Origin of the sequence: Hymenobacter aerophilus DSM 13606 (assembly GCF_000382225.1) — a bacterium.
GTDB lineage: Bacteria > Bacteroidota > Bacteroidia > Cytophagales > Hymenobacteraceae > Hymenobacter > Hymenobacter aerophilus.
On record NZ_KB907826.1, the window covers coordinates 13,182 to 30,341 of the forward strand.

A 17,160-nucleotide genomic window follows, 5' to 3' on the forward strand; every position below is an offset into this window, starting at 1 on the left:
TATTGGCTGTCAGCTTTTTTCTGAACGAGAGCTATCAGCGAAGGGCCAAAATGAGACCCCTGCTGTGAGCTAACAGCTAAAAAAGATGCTTGACAAGATAATTCGCTTTGCCCTGCAAAACCGCCTGCTCATGCTGGCCTTTGCCCTGGGCCTCATCATTGCCGGCACCTACACGGCGCAGCAGCTGCCGGTGGATGTGCTGCCCGACCTGGACCGCCCCCGGGTAACCGTGTTCCTGGAAGCGCCCGGCATGGCCCCCGAGGAAGTGGAGGCCCTGATAACGCTGCCCGTGGAAACGGCCCTAAACGGGGCCACCGGCGTGTCGGCAGTGCGCTCCAACTCGGCCATCGGCCTGGGCATGGTGTTCGTGGAGTTCGACTACGGCACCGATATTTTTACGGCCCGCCAGATTGTGAGCGAGAAGCTGCAGACCACCGCCGGGCAACTGCCGATGGGCATCACGCCGGTACTGGGACCCATTTCGTCGGTGATGGGCCAGATAATGCTCGTGGGCCTGTCGGGCGGTAAGGAAACCAACGCCGCCGATTTGCGCACGCTGGCCAACTACACCGTGCGCCAGCGCCTGCTCAGCATCCCCGGCATTGCCCAGGTAATCCCCATCGGCGGCGACAATTTGCAGTATCAGGTATTGCTGGATATGCCGCGCCTGAATGCCACCGGCCTCACGGCCAACCAAGTGGAAGAGGCCCTGCGCAAGTCGAACCTGAACACCACCGGCAACTTCTTCGACCGCAACGGCTCGGAGGTGCTCATTCGTAACCTGGGCCGGTTGCGCTCGGTCGAAGACATTGAAAACATCGTGGTGGGCTACCGCGAGCAGTCGCCCATCCGGGTGGCCGATGTCGCCAACGTGGAGTTTGGGGCCCGCTTCAAGCGCGGCGACGGCAGCGTGAACGGCCAGCCAGCCGTGATTCTGAGCATCGAGAAGCAGCCCGGCGCCGCCACCGTGGGTTTGACGGAAGCCGTGGAAAAGGCCCTGGTGGAGCTGCAGCCCTCTTTGCCCCCCGACGTAAAAGTGAACACGCGCCTGTTCAAGCAGTCGGAGTTTATCGAGTCCTCGATTACCAACGTGGAGGAAGCTTTGCGCGACGGGGCCATTCTGGTGGTTATCGTGCTGTTTGCCTTCCTGCTGAACGTGCGGACCACCTTTATTTCGCTGGTCGCCATTCCGCTCTCGCTGCTGGTTACGGCGCTGGTGTTCAAGGCGGCCGGCATCAGCATCAACACCATGACGCTGGGCGGGCTGGCCATTGCCATTGGCGAGCTGGTGGATGACGCCATCGTGGACGTGGAAAACGTGTACCGGCGCCTGCGCGAAAACAAGCAGCGGCCCGACCCGCAACCGGTGCTGCGCGTCGTGTATTCGGCCTCGTCGGAGGTGCGCAACTCCATCGTGTACGCCACCATTATCGTGGTGCTGGTGTTTTTGCCGCTGTTCGCCCTGGAAGGCATGGAGGGCCGGATTTTCGCGCCGCTGGGCGTGGCCTACATCACCAGCATCGTGGCCTCGCTGTTCGTTTCGCTCACCGTGACGCCGGTGCTCTGCTACTACCTGCTGCCCAAGATGAAGCAGATGGACCACGCCGAAACCGACGGCGGGCTGGTGCGCTGGCTCAAGAAAAAGGATACCCGGCTGCTGGGCTGGGGCCTGGCTCATCCTAAAACGGTGCTGGGAGTTACCGGCGCGCTGTTGGTTGGGGCCCTCGCCTTTATTCCCTTCTTCGGCACCGAGTTTCTGCCGCCCTTCAACGAAGGCTCCCTGACGGTGAATTTCTCGGCCCCGGCCGGCACCTCGCTCACCGAGAGCAACCGCCTGGGCACGCTGGGCGAGCAGCAGATGCTCAAGATTCCGGAAGTGGCCTTTACGGCCCGCCGCACCGGCCGCGCCGAGCTTGATGAGCACGCCGAAGCGGTGAACAACTCGGAAATCGAGGTGGCCTTCAAGACCGAAGCCGAGCTGGAAAAAGAGGGCAAAACCATGCGTAGCCGCGACGAGATTCTGGCCGACATGCGCGAAAAGCTCAGCCTGATAACGGGCGTGAACGTGAACATCGGTCAGCCCATTTCCCACCGCCTCGACCACCTGTTGAGCGGGGTACGGGCCCAGGTGGCCATTAAGGTATTCGGCAACGACTTGCTGGAGCTGCGCCGCTACGCCAACGAGGTGCGGGCCGCCGCCAGCACCGTGCCCGGCGTGGTAGACCTGCAGGTGGAAAAGCAGGTGCAGATTCCGCAGCTGCTGATTCGGCCCAAGGACGACGCCCTGCGCGCCTACGGCATGGGCCGCGGCGAGCTGGTGCGCGACCTGGAAACGCTGTTTCAGGGCACCGTGGTCTCGCAGATGGTCGACGGCCAGAAGCGCTTTGATTTGGTGGTGAAGCTGCCCGAAGCCCAGCGCAACGACCTGGCCGCCATCAGCCAGACCCGCATTGAAACTCCCAGCGGCGCGTTGATACCCGTGAGCCAGGTGGCCGATATAGTGTACGAGCCGGGGCCCAACACCATCAACCACGAAAACACCCAGCGCCGCATCACTATCTCGCTCAACGTGGCCGAGCGCGACCTGGGCTCCACGGTGAAGGAGATTCAGGCCAAAATTGACCAGCAGGTGAAGCTACCGCCGGGTTACTACCTCACCTACGGCGGGCAGTTCGAGAGCCAGCAGTCGGCCTCGCAGAAGATTCTGTGGCTGAGCCTGTTTTCGCTGGCCGGTATCTTCCTGGTGCTGTTCTCGCACTTCAAGTCCTCGCTGATGGTGGGGCAAATTATGCTCAACATCCCGCTGGCCCTCATCGGCTCGGTGGTGGCGGTGCTGCTCACGGGCGGCACGTTCAGCATTGCCTCGCTGGTGGGCTTCATCACGCTCACCGGCATTGCCTCGCGCAACGGCATCATGATGATTTCGCACTACATCCACCTCGTCGAGCACGAAGGCGAGAAGTTCGGCATGCCCATGATTATCCGCGGCTCGCTCGAACGCCTCGTGCCGGTGCTGATGACGGCCCTGGTGGCCGCGCTGGCGCTGGTGCCGCTCACGCTGGCCAAGGACGCGCCGGGTAAGGAAATCCTCTACCCGGTCGCCACCGTGATTCTGGGCGGCCTGCTGTCCTCCACCTTCCTCGACATCATCGTGACGCCGGTGGTTTTCTGGCTGGTAGGCGAAAAAGCGTTGGCCCAGTACTTCGCCTCCCATCAGGAAGTGAGCCTCGACGCGCACCCGCAGGAGCTGGACGCGCCGCCCTTCACGCCCCCGGCCGACCAGAATATCATTCAGCCAGTTGCCTAACGTCCCTATCCGTGTCCTTTCCCTTTAGATATTTACCCAATAAGGCCGGCTGCATATTGTATGTCAAGCATATGGTGTGCGCGCGCGGTATTCGAGTGGTATGGCGGGAATTGGAAAAGATAGGCCTGACGGTACATGATGTGCGCCTGGGAGCCGTCACGGTAGCCCACGCGGCCGACGAGTTGGATTGGCAACGTATTCGGGAAGCGCTGGCCGAAGCGGGCTTCGATTTGCTGGCTGACCCTGAGTACGCAATGGTGGCGCAGGTAAAACGAACGGTCAATGAACTGCTGCGCCGCCCCAATGCCATCCGACACCGGGACTTTGTTCCGACTCTGACGCAGGCGGTAGGCCTGAGTATGCGCCAACTGCACCGCCTGTTTATCCAGCTGCCTGACCAGGAAAGCCTGCTCGGCTACATTACCCACCAACGGTTAGCCTACGCGCAGCAGCTGTTGGCCGCTTCCCAATGGGATGTCGGCCGGATTGCCCGGCAGCTGGGCTATAATAGTCTGGCGCACTTCTCGGGGCAGTTTCGACGATTCATGCACTGCGCACCGTCTGTTTATCGCCAGCAGCTCCACGCCGTGGAAGAGGCGGCGAACAGTAAAGCAGCAACGCCAAATGATGCAAGCTGAAGGGTAGCCAGCGCAAAACCGGCCGCGCAGCACAGAGTATACCAAGGAAGATTCCACTAACCCTTTTAAGCTGTTTCCCATGCATAACAAGAACCAATCCCTGCTCGACGCCCTCAACGCCTGCGTCGCCTCGTGCGAGCACTGCGCCACCGCCTGCCTGCAGGAAGATGATATCAAGATGATGGTGCGCTGCATTCAGCTCGACCGTGACTGCGCTGACATTTGCGCCCTGACGGCCCGCTACGTGGCCCGCGGCTCGGACCATGCCAAGCATCTGCTGAGCCTGTGCGCCGACATCTGCAAAGCCTGCGGCGACGAGTGCGCCAAGCACACGCACATGCAGCACTGCCAGGAGTGCGCCGACGCCTGCCGCCGCTGCGAAGAAGCCTGCCGGGCAGGTATGGCTGCTTAACCGCGGGCCCTCCTTCGTTCTCAGCAAAGCCCGGTCGTTTAGCGACCGGGCTTTGTCGTTTCTACGCTGCACAATCCTTTGCCGGCCATGAATGACGAAAATCGTGCGTCTGCCTGCTGCTTATCATGGTAGCGCCCCCGGAAACGCCGGAAATTAGGATAGTGAAAACCAACGGCGTTTCTGGCCCATCATTTCCACTGCCGGCGTTAACCCTTTTACTGGACGACATATGGCTGCTACTGAGAACACCCTGCTGCACTTTACGCTCCGCATCTGGCGGCAGAAAAACCGGCAGGCCCAGGGGGCGATGATGGAGTATGTAGTTGAGGGTATTTCTGCCGAAATGTCGTTTCTGGAAATGCTCGATGTACTCAATGAAGACCTGCTGCACGCCGGCCACGACCCGGTGGCTTTTGACTACGACTGCCGGGAAGGCATCTGCGGCTCGTGCTCCCTGTTTATTAACGGACGCGCCCATGGCCCGCAATTTAACACGGCCAGCTGCCAGCTGTACATGCGCACGTTCACCGACGGCTCCACCATCACCATTGAGCCCTGGCGGGCCCGGGCCTTCCCCCTCAACAAAGACCTGAGCTGCGACCGGTCGGCGTTCGACCGCATCATGCAGGCCGGCGGCTACGTGAGCGTGAATACGGGCGGCGCGCCCGACGGCAACGAAATCCTGATTTCGAAGGCCATTGCTGAGCGGGCGTTTGAGTCGGCGACGTGCATTGGGTGCGGGGCCTGCGTGGCGGCTTGCAAGAATTCGTCGGCCGTACTTTTTGTGGGGGCTAAAGTGAGTGAGCTGGCGCTGTTGCCCCAGGGCCAGCCCGAACGCCAGAGCCGCGTGGAGAACATGGTGGCTCAAATGAACCGGGAGGGGTTCGGCTCCTGCTCCAATATTGGCTCGTGCGCGGCCGAATGCCCGGCGGGCATCACGCTGGCCGACATTGCCACCCTCAACCACGAGTACCTAATGGCCAAGGCCACGTCCGAAATGCTGGCTTAACGGTGGTGGCCAGCCGGCTACTGCCCGATTTTACCCTTACCACCCAATGCAAATGATACCCATGACCACTGTTTCCGAGGTGCTGAACCATCTGAATCGAGAAGGCTATACCGTCGACTTCAACCTCCACGCCAACTGCCTGGTCTGCCACGGCAATGCCCTGCAGATTTCTCCGAACGATTTCCTGGTCGATAAGCACTACCGCTTCGAAGGCATGTCGGACCCCGGCGACGAGGCGGTGGTGTACGCCATTTCCTCGGTCCGGCACGGCGTGAAAGGCACGCTGGTGGACGGTTACGGCATTTCAAGCGAGGCCCTGAGTTCGGAGATGGTTCAGGCCCTGCGAGAAAACCCCGCCTTCTCCGCCTCGCACGATGAAACGGTGGCCCCAGCCTAAAAATCAAGGGCAATCCTTTCCAGCCGAAGCCCACTCGGTTGGTAGTTGGGCTTTGCCGTTTTGGCCTCCTCCTTTCCTGCTGCTTCCTTGATACTGCCGAAACTGGACGATTCGGCCAGTGATAACACTTTGTTTATCAACGATTTTCTCACCAACACTACTTCCCCCTTCCCCATGAAAAACGCACTGAAACCATTGCCCGCGCTGCTACTGCTGCTCAGTGGCGCTTGCCTGCAAGCCCAGGCCCAGACCACCCCCGCCACCAAGCCGATGAGCGGCCAGATGTCCAAAGACCAGATGGCCAAGGACGGTTGCACGATGAAAGACGGCAAAATGATGACGATGATGGATGGCAAAATGATGCCCATGACCAAAGACATGACCATGAGCGACGGTAGCGTCTGCAAAACCGATGGTACCTGCACCATGAAAGACGGCACCACCATGACGATGAAGGACGGCCAGTGCATGATGATGGACGGCAAGATGACCACGATGGAAGAGATGCACAAAAATGGTAAAATGAAGCGGGGCGCCAAGATGGGCAACATGAAAATGTAGCTGCCGCATCTACCCTGAAAAGGGGCGCGCTGGTGGCGGCGCGGCCCTTTTGCATTTAGCTGTCTTGCCAGCCTCCTGGTCGCAGAATCATGCAAGCTCTAAGCTTAATCCTGCACCCTTACCACGGCACTGGCCGCGTACCTTGTTTGTTATAAACCCGTAGCCTGACGTGCTCAGCTACCCTAGCTTTTACTTACCATGCAAACCCTGAAATTCAAAACTAATATCAATTGTGGCGGCTGCATTAAGTCGGTAACGCCCACGCTGAACCAGGAAGCCGGAGCCGGCAATTGGCAAGTGGATACGGCCAACCCCGACAAGCTACTCACGGTCAGTTCCGACAAACTAACGGCCGAGCAGGTAGTGCGGGCCGTGGAGGATGCCGGATTCAAGATTCAGACGGTATAAGCGGTGAACTCGCAGAACGAAAAAGGCCCGGCAAGACCGGGCTTTTTTGTTTTCAGACGCTGGCATTCAGGCGACCTAGCTGGGTTAAAAGGCGCTCGAAATTATGCAACAGTCCGTGGAAACAGCAACCAAACGGCCCCCACGCTACGGTCGTAAACCAAGCGCTTTCCAACTAGCCGCCCTCTTGAATTCAATTCTGGCAGGCCAATTACCCAACGGGTATCTTAACAACATCGACATGAAATTTAATCTGCTACTCCTTCTTCCACTGCTGACGCTGCTGCTGGCTGGCCCGCCGGCCCGGGCCCAGACGGACACGACCGTGTACACCCTGACCATGCGCCAGGAGGCGGTGAACAAGGCCGGTAAGCTGGTGCCAGCCATGACGGTGAACGGCGGTATTCCCAGCCCTACCATTCGGTTCAAGGAGGGTGGCTACGCCGTTATCTACGTCAAGAACGAGATGGACGTGGAAACGTCGGTGCACTGGCACGGGCTGTTGGTGCCCAATTTCTACGACGGCGTGCCTTACCTCAACACGCCCCCCATCCAGCCGGGCCAGACGCTGAAATACGAGTTTCCGCTCAAGCAAGCCGGCACCTACTGGTACCACTCGCACACTATGCTGCAGGAGCAGAGTGGCGTGTACGGCTCCATTGTGATTGAGCCCAAGCAGGAGCGCCTGACCTACGATAAGGACCTGGTGCTGGTGCTCTCGGACTGGACCAATCAGAAGCCTAAAAACGTGTTGCGCTTCCTGAAGCGGGGCACCGAGTGGTACAACATCCGCAAGGGCACGGCCACGCCGCTCAACCGCGTAATTGCCTGCGGGGCCCTGGGGGCCCAGCTCAACTTCTGGAAGCAGCGCATGGAAGGCTTCGATATTGCCGACGTGTACTACGATGCGTTCCTGGTGAACGGCCAGCCGGTGCAGCACTACCCCGAGTTCAAGCCCGGCGAGCGGGTGCGGCTGCGCATTATCAACGGTTCGGCCTCGACTCAGTTCTGGATGACATTTGGGGGCGAGGACCCGCTGCTGGTGGCCGCCGACGGCCAGGACGTGGTGCCAGTGAAGCACAACAAAACCTTTATCGCGGTGGCCGAAACCTACGATTTCCTGGTTACCGTGCCGGCCAATGGTCAGCTGGAGCTCCGGGCCATGGCTCAGGACGGCTCCGGCACTACCTCGGCTTACATTGGTGCGGGCCCGGTGCTGGCCTCCCCGGTGCTGGCCAAACCCGACAAAATCGGGCTCATGCAGCAGATGGCTAAAATGAAGATGCGCATGGGCGCGCCGGCCCTTAAGTTCCGGCCTAACCACGTCGACCCCCAGCAGATGAAGGAGAACTGGGGGATGCAGATGGATATGAAGGGGAAAAGCGGAAAGATGGGTGGTATGGATATGGGCAGCAACAAGATGGGCGCTGACAAGCCGATGGCTGGCATGGACATGGGCAGCGGCGACAAGATGGACGGCATGAAGATGAACGACCAGCCCGCGCAACCCAAGCCCGCTATGGCCGGCATGCCAATGAAGGATACCCAGAAGATGGAGGGCATGAACATGCCCGCCGACACGGCCCACGCCGGGCACCAGATGCCGATGAGCGGCATGAAAAAGGGTGCCGACAAGCCGATGGCTGGCATGGACATGGGCGGCGGTCAGAAAAAGGGAGGCATGAGCGGCATGGCTATGGGCGGTATGGACATGTTCTCGGAGTACGGCTACGACTACCTGCGCGCCCCGCAGAAAACGGCCTACGCCGACAGTCTGCCCGTGCGTGAAATCCTGCTCAACCTCACCGGCAACATGCAGCGCTACATCTGGAGCATGAACGGCGTGCCGTTGTCGTCGGCCGATAAAATCCCGATTCGGGACCACCAGGTTACGCGCATCACCTACAACAACCTGACGATGATGCACCACCCCATGCACCTGCACGGGCACTTTTTTCGGGTCATCAACGAAAACGGCGAGTACTCACCCCTCAAGCACACGGTGAATGTGCCGCCCATGAAGCAGGTCACGATTGAGGTGCTCGGCGATACGTATGGAGACTGGTTTCTGCACTGCCACATCCTCTACCACCTCACTGGCGGCATGGCCCGCATCGTGAGCTACGACACGCCCCGCGACCCGCGCCTGAAGGGCTCCCCGGTGAGCAAGCTGCTACGCGAAACCAACCGCTACTACACCTGGGGCCGGCTTGATGTGGCCTCGCACATGAGCAGCCTGAACCTGATGTCGTCGGATATCCGCAACCAGTTCAACCTGAGCGTGGAGTACGGCTGGAACCGCAATATGGAAACGGAGGCCACCTACGAGCGTTACCTCTACGATTACCTGCGCGTGTTCGGGGGCGTGAACGTGGAAAACACCCGTCGCCGGGCCGCCCCGGCCCCCACCGAGCAGGGGCCGGGCCGGATGATGACCGAGACTTCCACCACGGCCGTGGCCGGCCTGCGTTTTCTCACGCCCTACCTGTTCAGCCTCGACGCCCGCATCGATAATAAGTTGCGCCCCCGCCTGAGCCTGGGCCGCGAAATCATGGTTTTCCCCCGCCTGCTGGCGTTCGGCTACTATGAGTTTCAGGCCGACTTCGGCTGGGTGAACAAGCTGGAAAACAACCGGAGCTTCACGAAGGAAGTGGTTTGGAACACCGGGTTGGAGTACATGCTTTCCCGCAATTTCTCGCTCATGGGCAGCTACGACAACCGCTTCGGCGGCGGCGGCGGCCTGAGCGTCCGGTTTTAATTCTGGCCCGGCGGTTTTGCCGCCTGCTTGATAAATGACTCATAATTAGCGTCTTTCATTGTTTGTTTGCTCACATGACTATTACCCGTCAAACTTTGCTGCTGTGGTGGGGCCTCACTGTTACGGTGTCCTACCTGATAACCGAGTACATCGGCCGCACGATGGAAGAAGGTCACAGTGCCGTACTCTGGACCTGGATACTGGCTATGCTGATTCCGGTAGGCATGACGCTACTGCTCGACAAGCGCAATGCCTTGGTGTGGGTGTGGGCCGGGGCCACGGTGCTGGCCACGGCCGAGAACTACTGGGCGCACGCGGCCGAGGCCAAATCCATTATGCCTTTCAGCTTCCATACGCTCTGGTTTCTGTTCGGGGCCCTGGGCTTCGCCTACACTGCCACGGCTGCAGAGGGCACCCGCCGCAAACAGCTCTACGGCCTGGCCGCCCTGCTCAATTTGGTGGGGGCCGTGGCCCTGTTCTTCAACCACGAGCTGCTCGAAGGCTACCAGTATATCATCCTGGCCGTAATCCAGGGTTTGCCCATGCTGCTCGATGTGCCCCTGCGTCGGCAGCAACATCAGGCGAAGCCGGCTTAGCACGGCCCTTCACTGCTTCGCCTCCGGGCGGAGCAATACCTGCTCCGAGGCAAACCGTCGGTGCATTCATACATTCAGCACAACCGCCTGTTTTCGAGCAGTAACTCCAACAGCTGGCGGTTAAGCACTCACTTCTTTTTTTCTTCCTAATCCCGCCCTCTATATGGAGCACAAAACCCCCTATTCCCGCTTTTTTCTGATGCTGGGCGCCTCGCTGGTAGCCATGTATGTGGTGATGTACCTGAACGTGTACGAGTGGGACCACGTGTATTTCAGCCTCACCCGCCTGTACATGGCCCTGCTGATGCTGGTGCCGATGACCCTGGTTATGATGGGCTTCATGTGGAAAATGTACCCCAACAAGCAGCGCAATGCCCTGATTATGGGCGGCAGCCTGGTGGCGTTCGTTATCGTCACGTTTATGGTGCGCTCCCAGACCTTCGTGGGCGACACGCTGTGGATGAAGGCCATGATTCCGCATCACTCCATTGCCATCATGGTCAGCAAGCGGGCCGATATCCGGGACCCGGAGGTACGGAAGCTGGCCGATGAGATTATCGAGGCCCAGGAGCGCGAAATCAAGCAGATGAAGGAGATGATCGGCCGGTTGGAGCGCGAGCGGGCGGCCCGATAGCTGGCCCGCCTGTGCCAGTCAGGGAACGTTGGACAACAGGGCGGTACGCTGCTATTTTCTGTAGTGGGGGTAGCACAATAGTAGGAACAGAAATTCCCGGTAAGCATGGAATTGCTTTGAGGTATGCGGACCCTGATGCCCTGGACGGGCTTCCGGCTCGCCTTAGGCTCAACAGAACCCACTAGAGTTGCGTACCTTTATCCCAATGCGCCTGCTCACGTTGCTGTTCTCATTTTATATCACCTGCCTGTCCTGCCTGCCGTGCATGGACGAGGCTGTGGGGTGCGTGGAACAGGTGGGGCAGACAACCGTAGCGGCGCATTCCGACCTGGACGGGGCCAGCCGCGCCGACTGGTGCTCCCCATTATGCCAGTGTCACTGCTGCGCTGGCGTTGTAGCCCCGGCTGCCCCCGCCCCGTTGTGGACCGCCGCCCCGGCCCCGGCCTGGAACGTAGGCCCGCATCGGGCCCGGCTGGTGAAACAAGCGCCGACCCGGATGCCGGGCGGCGTGTGGCAGCCACCCTGGGTTTAACCCTTTCTTTTTTTCCTGCTGACCCCACTGGGCCGCCGGACGCTTTATGCTGTCCGGCTGGTCAGGCTTAGCGCGTATTCGTGCTGGGTCGGGTCATGTCGCCGCCGCTCCCGCCCGTTGGGCCGGGGCCGCCGCGCCGCAGGGTTTCACTGAAAGCGTTAGACCTAACCCCCCAGCAACGGATGTTCGACCGGCTGATTCATTTTTCCATTCACAACAAACTTATTATCGGGATTTTGACCCTGGCCCTGATGGCCTGGGGCAGCTACTCGCTCTACCGTCTGCCCATCGACGCGGTGCCCGATATCACCAACAACCAGATTGTCGTGTACACGGTGGCCCCTTCGCTGGCGGCCGGCGACATCGAGCGGCTGGTTTCTTTTCCCATCGAGCAGAGCGTGGCTACGATTCCAGGCGAGCTGGAAGTGCGCTCGTTTTCCCGCTTCGGACTCTCGGTCGTTACTATCATCTTCGAGGATGGTATTGATATCTACTGGGCCCGCCAGCAGATTTCGGAGCGCCTACGCGAGGCCGAGAGCCAGATTCCGGCCGGCGTGGGCCGGCCCGAAATGGCCCCGGTTTCGACCGGGCTGGGCGAAGTCTACCAGTACCTGGTGCGGGCCAAGCCCGGCTACGAGAGCCAGTACGATGCCCGCCAGCTGCGCACGATTCAGGACTGGATTGTGCGCCGGCAGCTGCTGGGTACGCCCGGCGTGGCCGACGTGAGCTCCTTCGGGGGGCTGCTCAAGCAGTACGAAGTATCACTTACCCCGGAACGGCTGCGCTCGTTGAACATCACCATTGAGGAGGTGTATCAGGCCGTTTCGCGCAACAACCAGAACACGGGCGGGGCCTACCTCGACCGCAACCCCACGGCCTACTTTATTCGCACCGAGGGGCTGGTGACTAGCCCGGAGGACATCGGCAATATCGTGGTGAAGAACACGGCGGCCGGGCTGCCCATCCTGGTGCGCGACGTGGCCAGCATCCGCCTGGGTTCGGCCGTGCGCTACGGGGCCATGACCCGCAACGGCGAGGGCGAGGTGACGGGTGGTATCGTGCTCATGCTCACGGGCGCCAATGCCAACGAGGTTATCAAGGCCGTGAAACAGCGCATGGAAACCGTGCGCAAAAGCCTGCCCGAGGGCGTAACCGTGGACGTGTACCTGGACCGCTCCGATTTGGTGGGCCGGGCCATGAGTACCGTCACTAAAAACCTGATTGAGGGGGCGTTAATTGTAATTTTCGTGCTCATCCTGTTTCTAGGTAACTGGCGGGCGGGCCTGGTGGTGGCCTCGGTGATTCCGCTGGCCATGCTGTTTGCCATTGCCATGATGCGACTGTTTGGCGTATCGGGCAACCTGATGAGCCTGGGCGCCATTGACTTCGGGCTGATTGTGGACGGGGCCGTCATTATCGTGGAGGCCATCGTGCACCGGCTGCACGGCGGCGGGCTCCGGGTGCCCGGCAACCGCCTGAGCGCCGGCCAGATGAACGCCGAAACCTACCAGGCAGCCAGCAAAATCCGGAATTCGGCCGCCTTTGGCGAAATCATCATCCTCATTGTGTACCTGCCGCTGCTGGCGCTGGGGGGCATTGAGGGCAAGATGTTCCGGCCAATGGCCGAGACCGTCATGTTCGCCATCCTGGGCGCTTTTATTCTGAGCCTGACCTACGTGCCCATGATGTCGGCGCTGGCCCTGAGTCGCAATACGCAACACAAGCCGAACTTCTCCGACAAAATGATGCGCTGGCTGGAGGCCCGCTACCAGCCCGTAATCAGCTGGGCCCTGCGGAGCAAAACGGTGGTCCTGAGCACGGCCGGAGCCCTGCTGGTTGGCACTATTCTATTGTTTCGCACGCTGGGCGGCGAGTTTATTCCCCAGTTGTCAGAGGGCGACTTCGCCATCGAAATGCGGGTGCTCACGGGCTCGTCGCTGAGCTATACCATTGAAAAGGCCACTCAGGTCGGGGGTATTTTGAAGGAGCAGTTTCCGGAGGTGAAGGAAGTGGTGGCCAAGATTGGGGCCGCCGAGATTCCCACCGACCCCATGCCGGTGGAAGCGGCCGACGTCATCGTGACGCTGAAGGACCGCCAGGAGTGGACTTCGGCCAAAACCCAACCGGAGCTGGCCGAAAAGATGGCCCAGGCCCTGAGCGTGATTCCGGGCGTAACCTTTGGCTTTCAACAACCTATCCAGATGCGCTTCAACGAGCTGATTTCCGGGGCTAAGCAGGATGTGGTGCTGAAGATTTACGGCGAGGACCTCACCCAGCTCGGCGACTACGCCGCCCGCACGGCCGCGCTCGTGCGGCAGGTGCCGGGGGCCGAGGACGTGTACGTGGAGCAGGTAACGGGCCTGCCCCAGATTGTGGTGCAGTTCGACCGCGGCAAGCTGGCCCAGTTCGGCCTGAACGTGGAGGACGTGAACCGCACGGTGCAGACGGCTTTTGCCGGGCAGGTGGCCGGGCAGGTCTTCGAGCAGGAGCGCCGCTTCGACCTGGTGCTGCGCCTGCCCCCCGACCTGCGCCAGGACATCAACAGCGTCCGTCAGCTGTTCGTGGCCACCCCAAGGGGCGAGCAGATTCCGCTGGAGCAGGTGGCCGACGTGGCCCTGCGCGAAGGGCCCAACCAGATTCAGCGCGACGACGCCAAGCGCCGCATTACCGTGGCCTTTAACGTGCGGGGCCGCGACGTGGAAAGCGTGGTAGAAGAGTTGCAGGCCAAGGTTGACCAGCAGCTGAAGCTGGCCCCCGGCTACTACGTGGCCTACGGCGGGCAGTTTGAGAACCTGCGCCAGGCCTCGCAACGGCTGGGCATTGCCGTGCCGGTGGCTTTGCTGCTGATTTTTGCTTTGCTGTATTTCACCTTCCGCTCCGTGCTCCAGGCCACCATCATTTTCACGGCTATTCCGTTGTCGGCCATTGGCGGGGTGCTCTCGCTGTGGCTGCGCGACATGCCTTTCAGCATCTCGGCCGGGGTGGGCTTTATTGCCCTGTTCGGCGTCGCGGTGCTCAATGGAGTAGTCTTGATTGGCTACTTCAACCAGTTGAAGCAGGAAGGCGTGGCCGACCTCACCGAGCGCATTATGCAAGGCACTGCTACCCGTCTGCGCCCGGTGCTGATGACGGCCGCCGTGGCCTCGCTGGGCTTTTTGCCGATGGCGCTGGCCACCTCGGCCGGGGCCGAAGTGCAGCGTCCGCTGGCGACGGTGGTGATTGGCGGGCTGGTAACGGCCACGCTGCTCACGCTGCTGGTGCTGCCCGTGCTGTACGCGCTGGTGGAAAGCCGCCGACGGGCCGCCACCCCGGCTACCCCGGCGGATGAGCCCGGCCAAGGGCTGTCGGGAACTGCTCCGGCGGCTCCGCTGCTGGCGGGAGTCGTGTTGCTGCTACTGTTGGCCGTCCCGCTTACCGGTCGGGCGCAACAAGCCCAGCTGTCAGTGGGCGGCGCGCCGTTTACGGCCCAGCAAGCCGTGGCCCAGGCGCTGCAAACCAACGGCACCGTGCAAGGAGCCCAGCGGGCGCTGGAAGCCCAGCAGGCCCTACGGCGCACGGCTACCGACCTGGGGCGCACGACCATCGGCGTTACCTACGGGCAGTATAATACCTACCGCAAGGACAACCAGTTTAACCTTAGTCAGACCTTCGCGCTGCCGGGCGTGTACCGCCGCCAGGCCCAGCTGCTCGATGCCCAGACCGGCGGCCAGCAGCTCCAGCTGGCCCAAGCGCAGGCGGAATTGCGCCGGCAGGTGCGCCTCAACTACGAGCAGGCCGTGTATGCCCGCCACCGCCTGCGCATCCTTCAGGGCCAGGACAGCCTCTACACGGAGTTTTTGCGCTACGCCCAGCTCCGGTTTAAAACCGGCGAAACGGCCCGGCTCGAACCGGCCACGGCCCTGGTGCGGCAGGGCGAAACCCAGGCGCTGATTCGGCAGGCGCGGACGGGCTACCAAGTGGCCCAGCGCCAGTTGCAGGCCCTGCTCCAGCAAGCCCAGGCCGTAGCCGTGGCCGACAGCCTGCTGCGCCCCCTTGAACCGGTGGTGCTACCGGCCTTGGGTGACACCACTCGCCTGGCGCAAAACCCGGAGGCGCAGGTGCTGCGCCAGCTAATTGCCCAGCGGCAGGCGGCCATCCGCGCCGAGCAGGCCCAGGGCCTGCCCAACATTACGCTGGGTTATTTCAACCAGTCGCTCATCGGCCCGCAGACCATTGGCGGCATTGGCGGGGCCGAACGCTACTACGCGGCCGGCCAGCGGTTCCAGGGGGTGCAGGGCTCGGTGGGCATTCCCCTTTTGCGGGGTCCGCAAAAGGGCCGGGTGCAGGCCGCCCGGCTCCAGGCGCAGGTGGCGACGGTGGCCTACCGCCGCCAGCTGGCCGAGCTGGCCGGCCGGCAGGACGAGCTGATTGCCCGGCACGCCGAGCAGCAGCAGCGCCTGAGCTTCTACCAGCAAACGGCCTTGCCGCAGGCCACCATCATCGTCCGGCTTAGCACGCTCGCTTTCAAAGCCGGCGAAACCGGCTACAGCGAGTACCTGCTCAACCTGGATAGGGCCCTGAGCCTGCGCACGGCCTATCTGGAGGTGCTGCTGGAACACAACCAAACCGTTATCGAATTGGACTACCTGCTCGGCGGACCGGCCCAATAAATTTCTCTTTCTCTTTGACTTCTTCTCATGCATAAGATAGCAATGCTGCTGCTGCTGGCCCTGGCCGGGTGCGGCAACGATACGCCCGAAAACACCTCTGACGCCACTACGCCACCCGGAACTCCGGCGGGCACCCAGGCGGCCACGCCCGCGGCGGACGAGGATAAAGCACCGACCGACGTGACGCTTTCCCCCGCCGAGCAGCGCGCGGGCGGTATCCGGCTGGGCCAAGTGCAGGACCAGGTGCTGAGCGGCGGGCTGAAAGTGAACGGCACGCTCGACGCGCCGCCCGAAAACCAGGTGGCCGTCAGTGCCCTGCTCGGGGGCATCGTGGAGCGAACCACCCTGCTACAGGGCTCGCGCGTGCGGGCCGGCCAGGTGCTGGCCACCATCCGCAACCCCGAATTCCTGACCCTGCAGCAGAACTATATGGAAACCCGGAGTCAGCTTGAATTTGCCCGGGCCGAGTATGAGCGCCAAGCCGAGCTGTACCGGCAAGAAGTGGCTCCGCAGAAAAACTTCCAGCGGGCCCGCGCCGAGTACCGGGCCCTGCAGGCCCAGGCGGCGGGCCAGGTGGCGTACCTACGCCTGGCCGGACTGCCCGTGGGGGGTAAGCTTACGGCCTCGGCCCCGGTTACGGCCCCGCGCGCGGGCTACCTGAAAGCCGTTCGGGTAAGTGCCGGACAAAATGTAACCCCCACCGACGTGCTGTTTGAAATCGTGGACCCCGGCCACCTCGACGTGGTGCTGAACGTGTTTGAGAAAGACGTGCCGCTCCTGCGCCAGGGCCAGACCGTGCGCTACAGCCTCGCCAACGACTCGGCCGGGCAAAGCCACCAGGCCAGCATCTACCTCATTGGCCGGACGGTGGACCAGGACCGCACCGTGCGCGTGTATGCGCACCTGCGCCGGGAAGATGCCAGCCGCCTGCCCGGCACCTACGTGCGGGCCGTCATCGAAACCAACACGGCCACTGTACCCGCCCTGCCCGATAAAGCCCTGGTGCAGTTCGAAGGTCGCTCCTACATCTTTCTGGCCACCGGCCAGCCCGCCGGCCCGGACGGCAGCACCTACCGCATGACCCCGGTGGAAGCGGGGGTGAGCGAAAACGGCTATACCCAGGTCACCATGCCCGAGGGCCTGAACTCCGCCACGACCCGCGTGGTGGTGGAAGGGGCTTACTCGCTGCTGGCCAAGCTCAAAAACGCCGAAGAGGAAGAATAAGGCGCCACTTCAGCGGCTCATATCATCAGTTGTCTCCC

The 17,160-nt window shown here is 61.7% G+C and carries 13 protein-coding genes; all 13 read left to right on the top strand.

What is annotated here, in order from left to right:
• The first annotated feature begins 85 nt into the window (after window positions 1–85).
• The 13 genes from H145_RS0115845 to H145_RS21670 all read left to right on the top strand — a co-directional run bounded on the left by H145_RS0115845 (window position 86) and on the right by H145_RS21670 (window position 17,122).
• Window positions 86–3,307: an efflux RND transporter permease subunit gene (locus H145_RS0115845; protein WP_019949138.1), complete on the top strand. Its 3,222-nt coding sequence runs from the start codon at window positions 86–88 to the stop codon at window positions 3,305–3,307.
• Window positions 3,308–3,318: 11 nt separating this feature from the next.
• Window positions 3,319–3,945 (top strand): helix-turn-helix transcriptional regulator, encoded by a 627-nt coding sequence (locus H145_RS22975; protein WP_157541680.1) that lies wholly within the window; start codon window positions 3,319–3,321, stop codon window positions 3,943–3,945.
• 79 nt (window positions 3,946–4,024) lie between these two features.
• Window positions 4,025–4,357 carry a four-helix bundle copper-binding protein gene (locus tag H145_RS0115855; RefSeq protein WP_019949140.1) on the top strand — a complete coding sequence of 111 codons (333 nt, stop codon included), beginning with the start codon at window positions 4,025–4,027 and terminating at the stop codon, window positions 4,355–4,357.
• A gap of 229 nt (window positions 4,358–4,586) precedes the next feature.
• Complete coding sequence (locus H145_RS0115860) at window positions 4,587–5,366, top strand: succinate dehydrogenase/fumarate reductase iron-sulfur subunit (RefSeq protein WP_019949141.1); 780 nt, start codon at window positions 4,587–4,589, stop codon at window positions 5,364–5,366.
• 61 nt (window positions 5,367–5,427) lie between these two features.
• Window positions 5,428–5,763, top strand: a complete 336-nt coding sequence (locus tag H145_RS21665; RefSeq protein WP_019949142.1) for a hypothetical protein — start codon at window positions 5,428–5,430, stop codon at window positions 5,761–5,763.
• A 174-nt stretch (window positions 5,764–5,937) separates the two neighbouring features.
• Window positions 5,938–6,324 (top strand): DUF6799 domain-containing protein, encoded by a 387-nt coding sequence (locus H145_RS0115875; protein WP_019949144.1) that lies wholly within the window; start codon window positions 5,938–5,940, stop codon window positions 6,322–6,324.
• Window positions 6,325–6,522: 198 nt separating this feature from the next.
• On the top strand, window positions 6,523–6,732 hold the full coding sequence (locus tag H145_RS0115880; protein ID WP_019949145.1) for a heavy-metal-associated domain-containing protein: 210 nt from the start codon (window positions 6,523–6,525) through the stop codon (window positions 6,730–6,732).
• 238 nt (window positions 6,733–6,970) lie between these two features.
• Window positions 6,971–9,487 (top strand): multicopper oxidase domain-containing protein, encoded by a 2,517-nt coding sequence (locus H145_RS0115885; protein WP_019949146.1) that lies wholly within the window; start codon window positions 6,971–6,973, stop codon window positions 9,485–9,487.
• A gap of 74 nt (window positions 9,488–9,561) precedes the next feature.
• Entirely contained in the window at window positions 9,562–10,083 is a 522-nt protein-coding gene (locus H145_RS0115890) for a hypothetical protein (RefSeq protein ID WP_019949147.1), read from the top strand.
• Between the two features lie 163 nt (window positions 10,084–10,246).
• On the top strand, window positions 10,247–10,717 hold the full coding sequence (locus tag H145_RS0115895) for a DUF305 domain-containing protein (RefSeq protein ID WP_019949148.1): 471 nt from the start codon (window positions 10,247–10,249) through the stop codon (window positions 10,715–10,717).
• Between the two features lie 205 nt (window positions 10,718–10,922).
• On the top strand, window positions 10,923–11,249 hold the full coding sequence (locus H145_RS25070) for a DUF6660 family protein (protein WP_215137426.1): 327 nt from the start codon (window positions 10,923–10,925) through the stop codon (window positions 11,247–11,249).
• 182 nt (window positions 11,250–11,431) lie between these two features.
• Window positions 11,432–15,898 (top strand): CusA/CzcA family heavy metal efflux RND transporter, encoded by a 4,467-nt coding sequence (locus tag H145_RS0115900; protein WP_019949149.1) that lies wholly within the window; start codon window positions 11,432–11,434, stop codon window positions 15,896–15,898.
• A gap of 27 nt (window positions 15,899–15,925) precedes the next feature.
• The gene (locus H145_RS21670) at window positions 15,926–17,122 is read left to right on the top strand and encodes an efflux RND transporter periplasmic adaptor subunit (RefSeq protein ID WP_083937814.1); all 1,197 of its coding nucleotides are present in this window, start codon (window positions 15,926–15,928) and stop codon (window positions 17,120–17,122) included.
• The last annotated feature ends 38 nt before the right edge of the window (window positions 17,123–17,160 follow it).

What these genes read in the sequence shown, in the direction of transcription:
- H145_RS0115845 (WP_019949138.1), top strand. Translation starts at nt 86, where the DNA reads ATGCTTGACAAGATAATTCGCTTTGCCCTGCAAAACCGCCTGCTCATG.
- H145_RS0115855 (WP_019949140.1), top strand. Translation starts at nt 4,025, where the DNA reads ATGCATAACAAGAACCAATCCCTGCTCGACGCCCTCAACGCCTGCGTC.
- H145_RS0115860 (WP_019949141.1), top strand. Translation starts at nt 4,587, where the DNA reads ATGGCTGCTACTGAGAACACCCTGCTGCACTTTACGCTCCGCATCTGG.
- H145_RS21665 (WP_019949142.1), top strand. Translation starts at nt 5,428, where the DNA reads ATGACCACTGTTTCCGAGGTGCTGAACCATCTGAATCGAGAAGGCTAT.
- H145_RS0115875 (WP_019949144.1), top strand. Translation starts at nt 5,938, where the DNA reads ATGAAAAACGCACTGAAACCATTGCCCGCGCTGCTACTGCTGCTCAGT.
- H145_RS0115880 (WP_019949145.1), top strand. Translation starts at nt 6,523, where the DNA reads ATGCAAACCCTGAAATTCAAAACTAATATCAATTGTGGCGGCTGCATT.
- H145_RS0115885 (WP_019949146.1), top strand. Translation starts at nt 6,971, where the DNA reads ATGAAATTTAATCTGCTACTCCTTCTTCCACTGCTGACGCTGCTGCTG.
- H145_RS0115890 (WP_019949147.1), top strand. Translation starts at nt 9,562, where the DNA reads ATGACTATTACCCGTCAAACTTTGCTGCTGTGGTGGGGCCTCACTGTT.
- H145_RS0115895 (WP_019949148.1), top strand. Translation starts at nt 10,247, where the DNA reads ATGGAGCACAAAACCCCCTATTCCCGCTTTTTTCTGATGCTGGGCGCC.
- H145_RS25070 (WP_215137426.1), top strand. Translation starts at nt 10,923, where the DNA reads ATGCGCCTGCTCACGTTGCTGTTCTCATTTTATATCACCTGCCTGTCC.
- H145_RS0115900 (WP_019949149.1), top strand. Translation starts at nt 11,432, where the DNA reads ATGTTCGACCGGCTGATTCATTTTTCCATTCACAACAAACTTATTATC.
- H145_RS21670 (WP_083937814.1), top strand. Translation starts at nt 15,926, where the DNA reads ATGCATAAGATAGCAATGCTGCTGCTGCTGGCCCTGGCCGGGTGCGGC.